The sequence below is a fragment of the Pandoraea sputorum genome (assembly GCF_000814845.2).
GTDB lineage: Bacteria > Pseudomonadota > Gammaproteobacteria > Burkholderiales > Burkholderiaceae > Pandoraea > Pandoraea sputorum.
In genome coordinates, this window is the sequence record NZ_CP010431.2 from 3,150,186 (window position 1) to 3,168,194 (window position 18,009).

Consider the following 18,009-nt stretch of genomic DNA (forward strand, 5'->3'; position numbering starts at 1 on the left):
CCGGCGGGCCGCGGTCGACGAACGACAGCGGCCCGTCTTCGACGTCAGTGCGCGTTATGGGGCAGGCAAGACGGTGCGTCCCGATGACGTCACATTGCTGCCGGATTGCGGACTGCGCAAATTTGCAAATCTGCGCTCAATTTGGCTGGTCGACGGTATTCCTCTTAGCGCATCCAGTCTCTCCTGAATTGCCTGATCTGTCGGATTTGCTCTCAAGGCATTCAGCCGCGCATACATGCTCTTGATGTCTCGATCGAACTGAGCGGCCGCCTCTTGTTTGAATTGGTTTCTCGTCATCGCCAGCGCAGATTGCCTCGCCTGTTGCGCCGCCGACTGCCGGGCGCGCGTCGCCGCATCGCGCCGCACCTGCGCAGACACTTCGTGTTTGAGTTGCGTCTCCACTTTCTGCTTCGACGCTTTGCATGCTTCGGTATAAGCCTGAAGCGATGCCGCTCTTGCAGCGTCCAGCGCCATTTGCTTTGCCTGACGTCCGGCGGCGTTTTTTGCCGCGCGACTCGACGCCTGTTCGGCCCGAGATTGCGCGGCTGCCGCCGCCCCGTTTCGGGCCGCGAGCGCCGCATCTTCGGCTTGCTGTCGAATCTTCTGTCTGGCTAGCGTCGTTTTCGCACTTTGCGCCGCCTGACTTGCGGACGCCGTCAAATTTTCCGATGCAGTAGCGCTTGCGCCGGAAAGCACCGCCCGATATGCCTCCCGTGCCGCCTGGACCTGCGCCTCGAACACGTCCCGAAGCGCTTTCTGAGTTGCCGTGGGATTACGCTGTTGGAAATCCGCGTAGGCTGCGGTTCGCTGCGCGATGATGGCGTCAACGGCAGCTTTGCGACTACCGATGAGCGCACTGCCGTACGATGGCCCCAGATCTTCGATCAGAGATTGGGCAATGTGTGACGCTGGCTGAGTGTTGGGCAGGACCTTTTGCCACGCCTCGTTCAGCGTGTCGTGAATCATCTCGCGAAACTCCCGCTGCTCCCCGACCGTGATGGTGGGCATCACCTCCCGCAGTCGATTGGCGAGTCGCTGGTTGTCTGCGGCGTTGAGTGCGGACATGGAAAGCGCATCGCGCGCCTCGACGAGGACCTTCTTGAGCGGGACATGGTTGAACTCAAGGCATTTCGTCGGCTGAATTTGAATGCGCAGACGTGTTGCCAGTGTTAGCGCCCGACGCAAACTGACATAGTGTGACAACTCTTTGATGCCTGGAACGAGGTGGGCCTCTTTGAGCCACGCGACCAGCGGGTCTCGCCCATCGCGCGGCGCATGCGGCGCGCGTAGCAGTTCTACATAGAAGCACCGTGCAGAGCCGGTCGGCTTGCTTAACATGACTTCGAGCAGCGTACCGCGAGGCACCCCGGCTTCCTTGAGTTCATGCAACAGACTGGCCCATGCCTGAGCAAGCATGGGATTGGCGGCGACACGTCTTCCAAGCATCGATACGTAGGCACGACCTTCCGGGGATAGCAGTGCATCGGTGACGTTGTCAGGGCGCACCACTTCCGTTCGCGTCAACACGCCCAACACGCGCAGATAGTGACCATTGCCGAAGATCCCCAATTGCGTCGCATTCATGTAGCTGCCACTCTCCCCAAGAAGACTGTCCGTCAATGCAGCGAGCATCTCCGGTGTCGGCAGGCGGAGGCCGGTTTTGTACATTTGCGCGTAATTGCCCGTAATGAGATGTCCGTGAAGCTCGTTGATCGAGGCGCCGAATTCCTGCATGACGCGCACTACCGGATTCCGGCTGTTTACTGCCGTGACACCATAATCGCTGTGATAAACGACGCGGACCGACTGCTTCGTTTGTGTTTGCAGCATCCCCAGCGTACCGGCGCAGGAATCGCGGGTATCGAGCAGCGTGTTGACGTGGATGCTACCGGTCAGAGGATGCTCGCGCGCTTCGTGCGCGATGATCGCCGCGAGAATCTGCCCCGCGTCGTATCGGCGGTTGATGTTCGTGTTGCACTCGGTGTCCAGCACCGGCAAGTTCGTCTGCACACCGGACCCACTCGATGTGCCTGGCTCACTGCGGGTGTACTTTGCCAGACGGCGCCTGGCATCGATAAATGTGAGATGGCCGATACGGATCTCGTCGGCCTCGCCCATCGAATCGTGTATTGCGAGCTTCAGGCCGTCTGTTCGAGCACCTCCGGACAACGAGAAATAGACTTTACGCCCTGCGGTGGTATCGGCGGTGGCAAATGCAAAGTTGTTTTCGCGCAAACTCGCTTTCAGATCCGCAACCCCTGCGGGGTTCCCGATGTTCCACTCGCCCCCCGTTTCAAACACTCGCTCCGATCCGAGCACCGTTCGATAGACAGTCAGATCGAAGTCGTCGCGCTCGGCGTTGAATAGCTCACGACGCGACAGGCTGGCCTTGCTGCCTTCCACGACGGTTCGCTGCGCTTGCTCCGAGGTGAAAATCCGGCAGGCGTCGTCGCTAACAACGGATAACGGCCTTGTTTTTCCCGAGCGAATTTGTTCAGCCTCGGGTTGATGAACCACGTTACGAACGCTGTTCGTGGGATCGGTTTCGGCGACATCAGCCTCGACCTGATGCCTGATCTCCCGAAACCGGTCGATCAGACGCGCGTCTTCCGGCACGTCGGGATCCAGCCACTCGAAGGTCACCTGCCCGGCAGGGTCATGCCGCAAATGTGAGGCATGAAAGCGATTCGGCTCCACCTGGACAACCACGGTCGACCTCGCACCGGGAATGCGCGCGCCGACGACTTTTTTTTCGAATGGCACACCCTGCACGATGTCGGAAAGGAGAAGCGGCAGCAACAACGACGCGGGACGCCATACCCCTTCCTCTTCCATCGGGCCAAGATCGGTGGGACTCGGCGTAGGTCGCTCGCCAAAAAGCCTCCCCTTGATCGAATCGCTGAAAGCCATTGTTCGCGCAGCACCGTGCGCGCTGGTGTCCACCCAAGGGAATGCGCTAAGACGAGCGCTTGCGGGATCGACCTTGATGTATTGCTGCTTGTGGACAGAAGGACCCATCGGATTCGCATGGCTATCGCCGTTCATTGCGACGCCATGAGATGGGCCAGGTCCTATCTCAGATGTTGACAGCGGGGGAATTACCGGGCTGACACGGAAACGCGACAATGCCGACGCGATGTTGGTCGGGGCGGGCGGCGCAAAGCGCTGATGCGTCGCTGTGGGCAGATTGGGTGGCGTGGATGCTTTTGGCCGGAGACCAAAATCGCTGATCTTTCGCGGCGTCTTATTCGTGCTCAATGTCGGCCACTCGGGCGGGCGGTAGCGCGAGGCGGCATCGGTGGGTGGCCGGACAAACTCACTCAAATCCCGGGTCCCGGTGGATATCCGTGGGGTGTCGTCTTGTGGATGATTGTCGAGCGTGCGGGCGGTCGTCGGCTGCGCCGAGGGCGAGACCACTGCTGAGTTTCGATTAGTGGAAAGCAAAATGTCAGCGCCGCTTTTCGGCTCGTGGGTGGAGGTACTTGTGACACTAGTACCGCTCAAGGGCAGAGCCTTCCATAAATCGCTGTGCGAATTGGTATAAGCGCGGCACGAGAGAAGATGTGAAGCCTTCCGATGCACGATCCGCGGCAGCGCAGACCCGATCGCGAGCTGATCGCGGCCAGGCGTCCGGGCAATTTTTGAAAGTCACCGCTCGGACCGAGGCAGACATTGGCGTTGTTCGCAACTCATCGAGCGCCATGGAACTGCCCGGTGACAGCAAGCTGCTTTCGAGCAAGACTCGAAGCCAGCCTGTCGCGGGGCGCAGGGCGCCAAGCCGTTCATGCGCCCAGGTTTGATCAACAACCGGCTTCCGGCGCCCGTGCGCGAATCGTCTTCAGATGATGTCGACGGCCCACGCCCCCGGACTCGTTCAAGCAGCGACTTCATTGCCGTCGGTAGGTCATGGGACGGCGCGTCCGCCTCGACACGGACCTGGCCGCGCTTGACCGCAAGTAACTCGCACCCGCGTCTGAGCGAGCTTCTTCATGCTTATGACGCCTCCAGCGAACCCGATGTGGCCACCAGCAACGACGACCTTCCCGAGCGTCTGTTCCGCACGCGCTCGTCGATCTCGGAAGTCAGCGTTGTCCCCGCCTCGATACCTGAGCAGACACGTCCTGTGCCGCACAGCGGTATGTCGAGAGCCAAACGCCACACAGCGCGCGCCTTCTTTGCCAGCGAGGGACTGTTCGCCACGGTGTCGGAGGAGGACTTACAGCCAAGCGCATTATCCGCACGCGGTGCGCGACGTTTCGGACTGTCCTCTAAGCCCGATTACCATCCCCACATCATCGGCGTCGTCTCGGCAAGAAACGCTCCGTTGAGCAAAGCGCAAGGCGATGCGGCGCTCGTTCGCGTGGAACTGTCGGATATCGTCGACGGCGTACCGTTTGAAAAATCGGTGGTCGGCGTACAGCTCACGAACACCGGGCACATCGTTGTTTGTGCCGATGCAAACGCCTTTTACGCCACGAGTACGATTCCCCCCAAGGCCACGCAGGTGCGCTTTCGGCGTCTGGACGCGGGCAACCGGGACGACCAGCTAAAAATCGATGAATACCTGGCGCATAAGCGTCAACTCAAGGCCGACGCCATGGTGAACAATCCGCCGCTCACGGCAATGAACGTGGCGCGCACGTTAACGCGACGCGCCGGCAGCCCCGACAAAGAGACCGTCCGCACAGCCTTAGACACACTCATCTCTCCCGTCGAACTGACGAGCTACGTCGAGAACTGCCGTGCACAGCTACGTAGCCGTAAACGCTTTGACGCCCATTTCCACAAACGCGATCTGGAGATCTACAGGACGTTGCTGGGCAACGACCTGGTGTTCAAGGAGAACGGTCAATGGAACATTTCCCACGATGCAGGCATTGCTGACCTACGAATGCATTTGATGTCTGGCAACCTCGCGTTTGCGGTGGTCGGGGCCGAATCCGGCGTCAACGTCTACTTCGCAACCTCGGACAGTGAACGCCTCGAAGGCTTGCGGCTGCATATCCACGAAGCCATGGGCGACGCAGATGCCGTCGATATCGGTGACACCACTTTCATCGATGCGAAGCGGCGACTCGCACGGATCGCGACACTCTCCAACGCGCCGGGCCCCTCGCGGGCACGTGTCAATCTGCCCACCCTCGCGCCGCCCGGCGCCCGGCAACCCGAGCGATGTCGCGACGCCGAGCAGATTCTGGCGGCGGCTATCGAACACGATATGCGAGAGGACCCCATCATCACCGGCATTCACGTGAACAGTCTTCTCGATACTTGCGACTCTTGCGCGGTGGCACTCCCCATACTCGGACAGATCACCGGCCAGGACATCACATTTGTCTATCACCGCGACTACGGCGTCACGAGCGCGATCAGCGAAGATCGCCGAATTCGGATGCTGAAGATGCTGGCGACAACCGGCAACCAGCTGCGCGGTGCACTCGTGAACGGCGATCACCCGACACTGCGCCGTGTGTCGAACGCCCTGCTGGTGCCGGAGATGCTCGGCGTGATTGCGAGCACGCTTCACATCTCGTCAAGGTCGGAAGCACACCCGAAAATCTATCCCATAGCCAATGCGTTGTACCTGCACTTACTCGCCTCGCTCATCCGTGAGGATGCCATCTTCGGCAACGATACCGTTGCCATGCTTCGTTCCAACGAAGGCAAAACCTACGTCGCGCTGATCGGTTATCGGATTCGTAACGACCCATATCTGGCACGCGCCTGGTGCACCTTGATGCGAGAACTGACACTTGCGGGCGTCCCGGCTGAAGCGTTGCGAGCGATTCTGCTCGCCAGAGCGAACCAACACCTTCGCAGCTTCTGGCTCGAGCTGTTGAGCGCGCGCTCGACCACGCGTGAGAATCATTTGGATCAGGTTTACCACCTCCTGAAACAGGACGACCTGAACCCATCGCTCGCGAATTCACGCCGTGAGTGCGGCCTTCTGGATGCACTGCGGATTCGGGCGCTACGTTACCTGAAAATCTCACGTCGGGCGCCCGTCAAAGAAGATCGATCCCAGGGGGTCGGAAGTCCGATTCCCGAAGTGCTCGAAGCGATCCGAACGGTGATCTCCGAGCGTAGCGTGATTGAGTTGGAGCAGGAACGTCTGCAAAACGAGCTGCGCGAGGCAATGCCGACGATGACACTAGGTGAACAGCGCGAGTTGAGAAACATGATCACGAGCCTGGTCAACGAGGCATGGCGGGCTGAGCTTCCTGGAGAATCGCCGCCGTCCGATATCGTGCAAAGCGTGCTCGCGAGCGTTGGGCCAGGACTCGGCAGACATCTAAGCGCATACCGAGGGCCCGCCATTCGTGAAATCATCGATGCGACGATTGAGCGCTACGGAAAGCATTTGTACCGATACGCCGATGCGACGGAAGAAGAGATGGCTGCGGCGTATCGCGAGCACGTGAAATCAGCGAGTACGCAATATGAGGCATTGCTCGCCGACAAGGTGAGTTCCGACACGCAGAGTTCCGGTGGCGTACAGACTGGGATTCAGGCTCAGGTTAGCGCCGAGGCCCGTATCGTCAAGGAAAGGCTGGATCGTAAAGCGGCGAAAACCGCCCAACAGACGGCTGCCAGAGCGCGTAATGAGGCTCAGCGAGCGACGTCTTCCGCATCGAATCGCGCCAGAGCACAGGCACAGTCACGCGCCAGGGAGGAGATCCGCCGGGCCGCGATGTGGGCGACGAGCGACGCAACTCGCACGTTGCTGGAAAACGCCAAAAAGGAGGCGTACCTCAAAAGTCAGCGCGAAGCCCGCGAGGCCGCGGCAAGAATTGCGGGAGATCAGATCCGGGCGGCAACCGCAGCCGCGAAACGAGACGCGCGCATCCGCGCCGAGACGGTTGTCAAACAGAGAATCGCCGAAAGGCGGCAGACCAGCATCGAAGCCACGCAAAGCCGGGGGCGGCCTGCGCATGACAAGTGCGCCGACGCGCGACTTCAGTTCAGGCTGGACGTGCTACGGCTCGAACGACTTCCCGTCGAATCCAGCCCCGTCGGTGAGGCCAACAACGCAGGCGAGTCCTCCAGAGCGCGCTCAAGAGTGACGCAGGCGTCGACACAGTGACGCCAGTCCGCAAGGCAAAGCCGCCCCCGGCTTCACGCTTGCCGGAGGCGTGTACAACGCTTACTTGCCCTTGACCGCGACCTTGCGCTGACGCACGGCCTCGTAAAGACACACGGCGCTCGCGACCGACACGTTCAGGCTTTCGCAGCCGCCGGCCATCGGAATACTCATGAGTTCGTCGCACGTCTCGCCCACGAGGCGGCGCATGCCCTCGCCTTCCGCGCCCATGACGATCGCCATCGGGCCGGTGAGCTTCGTACCGTAGATATCGGCAGGTGCGTCGTCGGACGTGCCGACGACCCAGATACCGCGCTCCTTGAGGTCACGCAACGTGCGGGCGAGATTCGTCACCATGATGTACGGGACCGTCTCAGCCGCACCGCTCGCGACCTTGGCCACAGTGGCGTTCAGACCGACCGCGCGGTCCTTGGGGGCGATCACGGCATGCGCGCCCGCACCGTCGGCCACGCGCAGGCAGGCACCGAGGTTGTGCGGATCTGTTACGCCATCGAGGATCAGCAGCAACGGGTCACCCGAGATGCCGTCGAGCAGCTCATCGAGATTGAGCGCAAGCGAGATTTCCTCCGCCTGTGCCACAACGCCCTGGTGGCGCGACGTGCCGGTCATCCCGTCGAGACGCTTGCCATCCGCCTGAACCAGCTTGATCTTGACGCCCGGTGCATTCTTGTACGACTCCACGGCCTTGAGGAAATCCGTCATGCGACGGTCGCGACGGGTCGGGTCGTAGTAGATCTCTTTGACGCTGGTGGCGTCGTGTCGCAGGCGTGCGGTCACGGCATGGAAGCCGAACAGCATTTTCAATTTACTCATTTCATTTCCTCAAAATAGCGTGTGCCGTGGCGTCTGTTGCCGTGACGGGGGATGTTGCCGCTTGTCACGCACAACTGTCGTCGCCTAAAGCACGACGGCGGCGGGAGCCACATGGGCCACCGCCGCCGCAATCCATCGCGGGTACCGGATGCCGGTGATTTCCGGCAAAGGCGCCCATCTTACTGCAAACCGCTCACTGCGCCGTCGTTCGATGCATCGTGCCGTGCGCAGCGCGGGGGCTGGGCATGGCACGGGCATCGATTAACGACGCGGCTTCTTCGTCTGACCACCGGGGCCGCCCTGACCGCCCTGACCGCCTTGCCCGCCCTGTCGCTTTGCCGGTGCCTTGCCGCCGCCGTGTTTCGCGGGGGCTGCGCCGCGCTCGGCACGCGCGGCTTTCACCTTCGCGGACTTGGGCTTCGCGGGCCGTTTGCCAGCCGGTGCGGGTTGCACGCCGTTGAGCAGTGCGCCGCCCTTGGGCAGTTGACGGATGGTCGGGCCAGCGCTGGCGGAGCCTGCGATGCCGGGCGTGCCGGCGGCGGGCGTCGGCACCGGAGCACCGCCGCGTTCGCTACGGCCGGACGTCTTCGCGAGCGAGCGGGCGTTCGGTTCGCGCACGAGTCGGAAGTCGATCTTGCGGGCGTCCAGATCCACGCGGCTCACTTGCACGCGCACGCGGTCGGTGAGTCGATAGCGGATGCCAGTGCGTTCGCCGCGCAGTTCGTGACGCACTTCGTCGAACTGGAAATAATCGCTGCCCAGTTCCGTGACGTGCACGAGACCTTCGATAAAGAGATCGTCGAGTTGCACGAAGATGCCGAACGATGTGACGGCGCTGACTGTGCCGCCGTACTCTTCGCCAAGCTTGTCGCGCATGAAGTAGCACTTGAGCCAGGCTTCGACGTCGCGCGACGCTTCGTCTGCGCGGCGTTCGTTAGCGGAGCAATGCAGGCCGAGTTCGTCCCAGATGGCGTCGCGCTTTTTCGCGCTCGGCGACTTCTTGTTCTTGTCGTCGTCCTTTTGCAGCTTGCGTGCGTGGGGCGAGAGGCCCGTGGTCAGCTCGACACCGGCGGGAATTTCCGGCTCATACTTCTTGCCCGCGAGAATGGCCTTGATGGCGCGGTGCGTGAGCAGGTCCGGATAGCGGCGAATCGGGCTGGTGAAGTGGGTGTAGGCCGGGTACGCGAGACCGAAGTGGCCGATGTTGTCCGGGCTGTAGACGGCCTGCTGCATCGAGCGCAGGAGCATCGTCTGGAGCATGGGCGCATCGGGCCGGGACTCGATTTGCGTCATCAGTTCCGAGTAATCGGACGTGGCCGGTTCGTCCCCGCCGCCAAGCGTGAGCCCGAGGGTTTTGAGGAACGTGCGCAGTACCTGGAGGCGTTCGCCCGAGGGTCCGGCGTGAATACGATACAGCCCGGGTTGTTTGTGACGCTTGAGGAAGTCGGCCGCACAGACGTTGGCTGTGAGCATGCATTCCTCGATGAGGCGGTGGGCGTCGTTGCGCGTACGAGGAAGGATCTGTTCGATCTTGCCTTGCGCGTTGCAGACGATGTACGTCTCCGTCGAATCGAACTCGATGGCGCCGCGCGACTTGCGCGCCTTGGCGAGGATCTTGTAGAGGTCGTACAGATTCTGCAGGTGCGGCAGCAGCGTTGCGCGGCGTTGTGCTTCGGCGCCCTTCGTATTGCCGAGGACGGCGGCGACTTCCGTGTAGGTCAGGCGCGCGGCGGAGTGGATGACGGCCGGATAGAACTGATAGGCCTTCACTTCGCCATTCGGTGCAACGAGTGCGTCGCAGACGAGTACGCAGCGGTCGACGTCCGGGTTAAGGGAGCACAGGCCGTTTGAGAGCTTTTCCGGGAGCATCGGGATGACGCGTCGCGGGAAGTAGACGGAGGTGCTGCGCGTGAGGGCGTCGGCGTCGAGCGGGCCACCGGCGGCGACGTAATGCGAGACGTCGGCGATGGCGACAAGCAGGCGGAATCCGTTGGTACGACCGACCTTCGCGGGTTCGCAATAGACGGCGTCGTCGAAGTCGCGGGCGTCTTCGCCGTCGATGGTGACGAGGGGGACATCGCGCAAGTCGATGCGGTGTCGCAGATCGGGGGCGCGGACTTCGTCGGGGAGTGCCCCGGCGGCGGCGAGGGCTTCGGCGGAGAACTGATGGGGCACGCCGTACTTGCGCACGGCGATTTCGATTTCCATGCCGGGGTCGTCGATATCGCCGAGGACTTCCGAGACGCGGCCGATGGGCTGGCTATAGCGGCTGGGGTAATCGGTGAGTTCGACGGAGACGACCTGTCCGACCTTCGCTTTACCTTGGGCACGGGGTGGGATCAGGATGTCATGGCTGATGCGTTTGTCTTCGGGCGCGACGACCATGACGCCGTTCTCGTTGAGGAGGCGGCCGATGACATGGGTATTGGCGCGACTGACGACTTCTACGATATGGCCTTCGGGGCGACCGCGGCGATCATAGCCGGCGATACGCAGGAGGACGCGATCGTTGTGCATGACCTTCTTCATTTCCTCGGTGGGGAGGAAGAGGTCATCGCCGTCATCGTCGCGCACGGCGAAGCCGTAGCCATCGCGGTGGCCGATAACACGGCCTGCGATGAAATTGGACGGGTGGGTCAACTGATAGTAACCGCGGCGGTCGAGACGAATTTGATCGTCGCGCTCCATGGCGGCAAGACGTTTGAAGAAGCCTTCGCGTTCCTGCTTTTTAATGGCGAGGGCTTCGGCGATATCGTTGGCGGACAGCGCGGAGTCTGCGGTGCGCAGCACACCGAGGATCTCTTCGCGACTCGGGATCGGATAGGGATATTTGCTCAAAGGTCGGTAGCGTTACTGTGCCGGTTGAGTCCGGCCGAGTGGCGCACCATGCGCCCGACGGTCCGTGGGGTTGTAAGGATGCGCGGATAGCGACGTCTTACAGTCAGGGACAATCATACGGCAAACCTCACGAAAACTGCCACCTGTGCGGAATTTGAGCGTGGTGGTGGAGGTCGGTGAGAGAAACGAAAATTTTTTGTGCGAAAGTGTTGACACTCCCGCGTCGCATCCGCATAATCTCACTTCTTCGCAGCGAGCAAGCAGTAAGCGAGCTGACGGGGCCCAGATGGCGGAATTGGTAGACGCACTAGTTTCAGGTACTAGCGGGTAACACCGTGGAGGTTCGAGTCCTCTTCTGGGCACCAAAAAAATACAAAAAAAGCCGATGATCGAAAGATCATCGGCTTTTTTCATGCTTGCCCAGAAAGCAATGTGCCGGTGCACATTGCGTGGGGACTCGAAAGGCATCGCTTGCAAGCGATGCCGGGGTCGCGGAACGTGACCGAGTCCTCTCGGCGCCGGGGGCGCCGTATGGGAATGCAGGGGCACTGCTGAGGCAGGGCCTCATCGATGTTGTCGACGGTTTACCTCCTCAGCCCTCAGCCCCCCCCTACCCTTCCACAGCTTCTTTCAGCACTCCCTGCAGCCGGATCGCTAGCGGATTCCCCGAGCGTTTGCGGTGCCATCCTATGGCCGTGGTAAACGTCTCCGGCAAAGGATGCAACTGTAGCCTGGTCAGTTGAAACGCATTGGCGATGGCTGAGGGTAAAAACGCGACCACGTCATTGAATTCAAGATACGGTTTAAGCGAGATTTAGAGAGATATAGCGAGCGTTTCAACGGGACGGATCAGTGCGTCATGCGAATAGCTGGCGCCATCTGCGCAATCGACGCGAGGAAACATCGCGACATCGGTGACATTACGAAGCCCGCCGACAATCCCAAACGTCGCAATAAACCTCGGCAATATGAGAAGTTGCGCGTGTTCATTCGCAACAATCCCAACACTCCGCGCCATCGCCGTCGGATCGAAATCCGCGAGTACCACGTCATCCACATCCGAAAGAATCCGCTCAAACTTCGTAGCAATATCGAGCGCGAAGTCCGTGGGTTCGATTCCAGTATTGGGCCGAACAAATATCTCATGCAGCAGTGCTGCCGCGAAGTCTTTTCAAATATCCGCCGATTGGCTGCGGCGACACGCCCAATTCTGTGACAACTATGGATGCGCCTCTTTCACGCACCAAATTCGATGCAGTGGTGAGTGCCAGAGGGCATTGCGGAAGCCACGACGGGTGACGCGATCGATACGTTCGTCAAATGCGTCACGCAAGAATTTCCGCACGGCATTCGCCTTACCGCCGTCAATCCGACGGTCATCGCAGAAGCCTGGTGGGTGTATGGCGAGATGATGCCGAGTTAACAACCGGCGCCTGGTGCGCTAGTTGGCAAGGCATTCGAGCGATGCGTCGACAGCCTCATCATGGGGCAGGTCATTTTCGTGGACGCTAAATCCGTCGTCCATTCCGCCCTTGTTGCACGCCAGAATCCCATCGATCGAAGACACACGCATCGGCGGTGCTGCAGAACGAAACAGCCAAGCCAATGCGTAGTGAGAATGTGTAGCGTTTCCGTCACGACGGCTATGGCGTCGCTCCAGGGCATAGGGAAATCGGTAGAATTTACCTCATAAAAAATTGAATATTGTTCAACGGACACTTAATTCGTTGAGCTTGTCGGGTGTTTTTGGTTTTTGTTGCTTGATACTTGTTGGGAAATACATGCCTGCCTTCACTCGCGGCGAGCTTGCCGATTTGAACGTGTTTGTCACCATCTGCCGCCGGCAGAGTTTCCGGGAGGCCGCCACTGAGTTGGGCGTGACGACCTCTGCCTTGAGTCATGCGATGCGCAATCTTGAGGCGCGTCTGGGCGTGAAGTTATTGAATCGCACGAGTCGTTCCGTGTCGCCGACGGCGGCGGGATCGGCCTTGGCGAAGGAATTGGAGCAGGGCCTTGAGCAGATCGCGTCGGCGATTGGTGCATTGGACCGATATCGCGCATCGCCGGCGGGCCGGTTGCGTCTGAACGTGCCACGCGATGCGGCCCGATTGCTGTTGGATCCTATCCTGCCCCGCTTTGTCTCGTCATATCCGGACATTGAGCTGGATGTCACAGTGGATGACCGGATGCTGGACATTGTGGCGGAGGGGTTCGATGCGGGGATGCGTTACGGCGACACGGTGCCTGGCGACATGATTGCGACGCCGTTGACGCCGGCATTGAAGTGGATCGTGGTGGGTTCGCCGGCGTACATTGCGCGTCATGGCCGACCGAAGGTGCCACAGGATTTGATGTCACACAATTGCATTCGGATGCGGCTGGGCGATAACACGTTGTACAAGTGGGAGTTGGGCAATGGGTCGACGGCGGTGGAATTGGATGTGCCGGGGGCATTGAGCATCAACGAGAGTGACGGCGTGATTGCGGCGGCCGTGGGTGGCTTGGGTTTGGGATATGTGTTGGAGCGCAACGTGGCGGCCGAGTTGGCGAATGGCACGTTGGAGGCGGTGTTGACGGAATGGGCAGTGGATGGGCCACCGTTGTCGATGTATTACCCGAGTCGGCGTCAGACGTTGCCGGGGTTACGGCATCTGATCGACATGATTCGCGCTGAGCATATGGGGCGGGCTGCTTGAGGTTTTTTGGGGGGGGGGTGTTGGGGTGATTCGTGAAAGTTTTTTGAATTTTTTAGCCCCCCAGTATTGACAGCATGTAACACCCTCGGCATAATCTCACTTCTTCGCAGCGAGCAAGCAGTAAGCGAGCTGACGGGGCCCAGATGGCGGAATTGGTAGACGCACTAGTTTCAGGTACTAGCGGGTAACACCGTGGAGGTTCGAGTCCTCTTCTGGGCACCAAAAAAATACAAAAAAAGCCGATGATCGAAAGATCATCGGCTTTTTTCATGCTTGCCCAGAAAGCAATGTGCCGGTGCACATTGCGTGGGGACTCGAAAGGCATCGCTTGCAAGCGATGCCGGGGTCGCGGAACGTGACCGAGTCCTCTCGGCGCCGGGGGCGCCGTATGGGAATGCAGGGGCACTGCTGAGGCAGGGCCTTTTCGATGTTGTCGATGTTGTCGATGTTGTCGATGTTGTCGATGTTGTCGATGTTGTCGATGTTGTCGATGTTGTCGATGTTGTCGATGTTGTCGACGGTTTGCGTTTTCTCTGACGCATCCAATCCCCCGCCTTGCGCCCGACCGACCGTCCCAACCCACCCAGCCCCATCCCCATCCCAGTAATAAGCATCCAACGAAAAAATAGTTGTCTGCGGGAATGTCGGTGGGGAGGATGTTTGTTTTGCCGTTGAGGGCACGACAGCGTGGAGCGGGTTATGTTGCAAGAGGTGTTGGGAGCGAACGAGACCGACCGCGTTGCCGACTGGTTGCTGGCGGGATTGGAATTAAAGAGCACGTTATTCCACGTGGGCGAATACTGCGGTGTTTATCAGGCGTCGACGGGTGGGCATCAGCGGGCGAGCTTCCATGTGGTGCTGGATGGCGGGTGCTATTTGCATGTCGGTGCAGATGGGGGCCGTGAGGCGAGCACGACCGAATTGAATGCAGGGGATGCTGTGTTTCTGCTTTCGGACGTCCCGCACGCGCTGACGCCATCCGCGACACCTCCGGCGGACCTAAGCGTCAGATTGGGCAAGATGACCCCCCTGCCGCCCAAGCCTCGCGCAAGCTCGGCGACCACCGGAGCCGCAAAACCTTCCGTCGCCCTTGCCTGCGGCTTTTTCGAATTTCGCACCGATCTCGACACACTGGTACTTGGCTTGCTGCCGAACCCGATCATTGCGCGTCATGCGAGCGGTAGGCTCGATGGCATGACGCAGGTTTTCGCGCTAATCCAGGCAGAGGCACGTCGCCCCGGCGACACGCCCTCCCCACTACTCGCCCGCCTCACCGACCTGCTCTTCTACTACGCGTTACGTGAGGCGGTACACGCGGAAGATGTCGCCCCGGGGATGTGGCGTCTGATGCGCCGCGACGCCTTCGGTCGGCTGGCCGCAGCGATCATCGAGTCCCCGGGCGAGCGTTGGACGACGGATAGCATGGCGGACTTCGTGAACATGTCGCGCGCGCGATTCTGCAAGCAATTTGCGGAGGTTGGCGGGCAACCACCGGCGCACTTCGTGACGTTGGTCAGAATGAAGACGGCGGCTGCGCTGCTGCGCGCAGGCGTCTCCCTACCCGAGGCGGCCGAGCAGGTGGGCTACCAATCGGAGTCGGCCTTTGCGCAGGCTTTCAAACGTGTGACTGGAATCCAGCCAGGGGCGTGGCGTCGTCAGGCGGCCAGCGCGGGTGCTCAGCCAGCTGCAACCGCCTTGGCCACGTACCCGGTGCACTAACACCAGCGAAGGCCATCACCGGCAAACACTCGCCCACCTTGGCTTTACGTGTAATGGCTTGCCCACCTTCTCATCCGGGACACGCGTACGCTTCGGGAGTGCTCCCCGCCTACCTCGGAAATTTCCGTCCCCCGATGAGACGAATCCGCAGAATTTCCAGACGAGCGCGCATTGAGCAAGCGCCCGGCCTTGCGCACAATGGAGGCTCGACTGTAAGGAGCCCGATATGAGCCGACTGCCATTGCACACTGTTGAGACCGCCCCGGAGGCGAGCCGTCCGTTTTTGGAGAAGTCACTGGCGGCGAATGGTTTTCTGCCGAATCTGGTGGCGTCGCTGGCGAATGCACCGACAGCACTCGAAACGTATCTGACGGTGGGCGCGATCAACGGTCGCGCGAGCCTGACACTGGCCGAGCGCGAGGTCGTACAGATCACGGCGGCCGGGATTCACGGGTGTGGCTTTTGCGTCGCCGGTCATACGGCTGTGGCGCTGAAGAAGGCACAACTTCCCGAAGCCCTCGTGAATGAAATCCGTGATCAGGGCAAACTCTCCGATGCCCGCCTCGACGCCGTTGCCAATTTCACGCGTGCCGTGATCGCCACCCGCGGCGCAGTGTCGGATGCCGAATTCACCGCTTTCAAATCGGCGGGTTTCGACGATGCCGCCGCCCTCGAAGTGGTGCTTGGCGTATCGCTCGCCACGCTGTGCAACTTCGCGAACAATCTTTCGCAAAACGAACTGAACCCGCAACTGGCGGCTTATCGCTGGGAACCGAAGGCGCACGCGGCATGAGCACCACCGCCAGCCAGCAGGGACTCACCGCCCGCGCTCCGGCACTTGCTTCGTGGCTTGACGCCCACGCGGAGACGCTCGATACGGACGCCACGCTTAGCGGCGAGGTCGTACCGCAGCTCGCCAGCGCGGGATTACTGCGCGTTGGCGTTCCGGTTGAGCTGGGCGGTACTGGCGGCACAATCGGCGATGCGATCGACAGCGTTGCCGACGTTGCCGCGCATTCGTTCGCCGCGGCCTTCGTCCTTTGGGGACAGCGCACGTTCATCGAGTACTTGCTGCAAAGCCCGAATCAGGCGTTGCGCGATCGTCTGCTGCCTGCATTGCTCTGCGGTGAACTGGCTGGCGCGACCGGCCTGTCGAACGCGATGAAATACTTGTCGGCCATCGAACCGTTGCAGATCCGGGCGACGGACGTAACCACCTTATCGTCGTCTGGCGTAGGTGGCGGCGACACATCATCGTGGCGCGTGAACGGTGGCCTGCCGTGGATCACGAACCTGCGCAAGCAAGGCTTCGTTGCCGCCGCCGCCGTCGACCACGAGGCAGGGGGGCCGCCGTCGATCTTCGCCATCGCGCACGACGCGCCGGGCGTACACCGCAGCGACGATCTCGATCTGATCGGTCTGCGCGGCACCAACACCGCCGCGCTTCAGATGACCGACACGCCGCTGCGCGAAGACGACCGTATCACCGACAACGCACCGGCGTGGCTCGTGCGCGTGCGACCGGCCTTCCTGGGGCTGCAATGCGGCATGTCGCTGGGCCTTGTGCGGCGTAGCCTCGACGCCACGAACGAAGGCGGCCCGGCAGCCCGTTCCGCAGTGGCAGACGACGTGGCCGCGTTGACCGATCAGCTCGCGTCTCTCACGACGCGTCTGAAGTCTGGCGTCCTGCGAGGCGAATTTGTCGACACGCCCGCAAGCCTGTTCAAACTGCGCATCTCGCTCGCGGAACTCGTTCACGACGCTGCCACGCTGGAAGTGCAGACTGGGGGCGGACGCGGTTACCTGCGGGGACTCTCCGGCGTCGCCCGACGTCAGCGCGAGGCCGCTTTTGTGCCTATCGTGACGCCGAGTCTCGTGCAATTGAAGAACCAACTGGCGGCGCAACGCGAACAGCAACTCAAGACCGGAACGGTTACATGACCCAACCCACGGCGACGCAACGCGCGCACGCATCCGCACCCGAGCACGCCCATTTCGCCGCAGCGCGCGAGGACACCTCGCGCGCCTCGCCATTCCTGACGCTTCGTAACATCGGCCTGTCTTACGGCGAACGGGCAATCCTTCGCGGCGTCGATCTCTCGGTCGCGCCGGGCGAACTCGTCTCGGTTCTCGGCCCGAGCGGCTCGGGCAAATCCACGTTATTGCGCATCGCGGCCGGGCTGCTTGCACCGAACGACGGCACCGTCGATGTGGATGGCACACCGCTCACGGGCCCACGCCCTGACGTGGCCCTCGCCTTTCAGGACCCCTGTCTGCTGCCGTGGCTGTCGGTGGAGCGCAACGTGGCGTTCGGCCTGACGTTCGCGCGCCAGCCCGCACTCTCGCGCGAGACGCGGCGCACGCGCATCGACGCCGCGCTGACCGAAGTCGGCTTGTCCCATGCGCATCATCTGCATCCTCGCCAGCTTTCCGGTGGCATGGCCCAGCGGGTGGCACTCGCGCGCTGTCTCGCGCGTCAGCCGCGCGCGCTGCTCCTCGACGAGCCGTTTGGGGCACTTGACGAAGTCACACGCACCGACATGCAGCGTCTGCTGGTGACCGTGGTGCGAGACACTGGCGCGGCGACGGTCCTCGTCACGCACGATATCGACGAGGCGTTGCTCGTGTCGGACCGGATCGTTCTGCTCGGCAATCAGGGGCGCACGCTTGCACAATGGCAAATCGACGTACCTTCGCCGCGCGAAGCCCAGGTGCAGGCGCTCGGTGCGTTGCGCATCGAAATTCTGCAAGCGCTGCAACTTGCGATGTCCCGCGATAAGACGTCCGCTCACGCAGCACTTCACACCACACCTCACACACGTTAAGCACTACCTTCGGGGA

12 protein-coding genes and 2 tRNA genes are annotated in these 18,009 nt (G+C 61.3%); 10 read left to right on the forward strand and 4 right to left on the reverse strand.

Translation table 11 applies throughout. The features are described from left to right. Positions 1-54 precede the first annotated feature (54 nt). Entirely contained in the window at positions 55-3,417 is a 3,363-nt protein-coding gene (locus NA29_RS13835) for a cell envelope integrity TolA family protein (protein ID WP_157127403.1), read from the reverse strand. 529 nt (positions 3,418-3,946) lie between these two features. On the opposite strand from NA29_RS13835, the gene NA29_RS13840 reads away from it, so the two are divergent. After that, a complete protein-coding gene (locus tag NA29_RS13840; protein WP_039398915.1) occupies positions 3,947-7,084 on the forward strand; it encodes a hypothetical protein in 3,138 nt (1,045 codons plus the stop codon). Between the two features lie 60 nt (positions 7,085-7,144). Here NA29_RS13840 and rlmB read toward each other — a convergent pair whose 3' ends face one another. Together rlmB and rnr are read right to left on the reverse strand one after the other, a co-directional pair. Beyond that, positions 7,145-7,915 carry a 23S rRNA (guanosine(2251)-2'-O)-methyltransferase RlmB gene (gene rlmB, locus NA29_RS13845; protein WP_039398917.1) on the reverse strand — a complete coding sequence of 257 codons (771 nt, stop codon included), beginning with the start codon at positions 7,913-7,915 and terminating at the stop codon, positions 7,145-7,147. 261 nt (positions 7,916-8,176) lie between these two features. Further along, a complete protein-coding gene (rnr, locus tag NA29_RS13850) occupies positions 8,177-10,753 on the reverse strand; it encodes a ribonuclease R (protein ID WP_084103738.1) in 2,577 nt (858 codons plus the stop codon). Positions 10,754-11,033: 280 nt separating this feature from the next. On the opposite strand from rnr, the gene NA29_RS13855 reads away from it, so the two are divergent. The 5 genes from NA29_RS13855 to NA29_RS13870 all read left to right on the forward strand — a co-directional run bounded on the left by NA29_RS13855 (position 11,034) and on the right by NA29_RS13870 (position 13,671). Then, a tRNA-Leu gene (locus NA29_RS13855) sits at positions 11,034-11,118 on the forward strand. 494 nt (positions 11,119-11,612) lie between these two features. After that, a complete protein-coding gene (locus NA29_RS25775) occupies positions 11,613-11,969 on the forward strand; it encodes a hypothetical protein (protein WP_150777642.1) in 357 nt (118 codons plus the stop codon). Positions 11,970-12,017: 48 nt separating this feature from the next. Beyond that, a complete protein-coding gene (locus tag NA29_RS26095) occupies positions 12,018-12,176 on the forward strand; it encodes a Rossmann-fold NAD(P)-binding domain-containing protein (RefSeq protein WP_174555907.1) in 159 nt (52 codons plus the stop codon). 358 nt (positions 12,177-12,534) lie between these two features. Continuing rightward, positions 12,535-13,449: a LysR family transcriptional regulator gene (locus tag NA29_RS13865; RefSeq protein ID WP_039398921.1), complete on the forward strand. Its 915-nt coding sequence runs from the start codon at positions 12,535-12,537 to the stop codon at positions 13,447-13,449. 137 nt (positions 13,450-13,586) lie between these two features. Next, positions 13,587-13,671 (forward strand) — tRNA-Leu (locus tag NA29_RS13870). 45 nt (positions 13,672-13,716) lie between these two features. On the opposite strand, the gene NA29_RS13875 is transcribed toward NA29_RS13870, so the two are convergent. Continuing rightward, positions 13,717-13,995, reverse strand: a complete 279-nt coding sequence (locus tag NA29_RS13875; protein WP_039398923.1) for a hypothetical protein — start codon at positions 13,993-13,995, stop codon at positions 13,717-13,719. A gap of 153 nt (positions 13,996-14,148) precedes the next feature. Here NA29_RS13875 and NA29_RS13880 point away from each other — a divergent pair, with 153 nt between their 5' ends. The 4 genes from NA29_RS13880 (at position 14,149) to NA29_RS13895 (ending at position 17,993) form a co-directional block, all read left to right on the forward strand. Next, entirely contained in the window at positions 14,149-15,168 is a 1,020-nt protein-coding gene (locus tag NA29_RS13880) for an AraC family transcriptional regulator (RefSeq protein WP_052252930.1), read from the forward strand. A 226-nt stretch (positions 15,169-15,394) separates the two neighbouring features. Then, on the forward strand, positions 15,395-15,961 hold the full coding sequence (locus NA29_RS13885) for a carboxymuconolactone decarboxylase family protein (RefSeq protein WP_039398925.1): 567 nt from the start codon (positions 15,395-15,397) through the stop codon (positions 15,959-15,961). Continuing rightward, positions 15,958-17,109, forward strand: coding sequence for an acyl-CoA dehydrogenase family protein (locus NA29_RS13890; RefSeq protein WP_039398927.1), 1,152 nt, complete (start codon positions 15,958-15,960; stop codon positions 17,107-17,109). Before NA29_RS13885 ends, NA29_RS13890 begins: the two co-directional genes overlap by 4 nt. Continuing rightward, entirely contained in the window at positions 17,106-17,993 is an 888-nt protein-coding gene (locus NA29_RS13895; protein WP_084103742.1) for an ABC transporter ATP-binding protein, read from the forward strand. The genes NA29_RS13890 and NA29_RS13895 overlap by 4 nt, the downstream gene beginning before the upstream one ends. Positions 17,994-18,009 lie beyond the last annotated feature (16 nt).

Excerpts from the sequence above, each read along its gene's own strand:
- NA29_RS13885 (WP_039398925.1), top strand. The coding sequence starts at position 15,395 with ATGAGCCGACTGCCATTGCACACTGTTGAGACCGCCCCGGAGGCGAGC.
- NA29_RS13890 (WP_039398927.1), top strand. The coding sequence starts at position 15,958 with ATGAGCACCACCGCCAGCCAGCAGGGACTCACCGCCCGCGCTCCGGCA.
- NA29_RS13865 (WP_039398921.1), top strand. The coding sequence starts at position 12,535 with ATGCCTGCCTTCACTCGCGGCGAGCTTGCCGATTTGAACGTGTTTGTC.
- rlmB (WP_039398917.1), bottom strand. The coding sequence starts at position 7,915 with ATGAGTAAATTGAAAATGCTGTTCGGCTTCCATGCCGTGACCGCACGC.
- NA29_RS13895 (WP_084103742.1), top strand. The coding sequence starts at position 17,106 with ATGACCCAACCCACGGCGACGCAACGCGCGCACGCATCCGCACCCGAG.
- NA29_RS25775 (WP_150777642.1), top strand. The coding sequence starts at position 11,613 with ATGCGAATAGCTGGCGCCATCTGCGCAATCGACGCGAGGAAACATCGC.
- NA29_RS13880 (WP_052252930.1), top strand. The coding sequence starts at position 14,149 with ATGTTGCAAGAGGTGTTGGGAGCGAACGAGACCGACCGCGTTGCCGAC.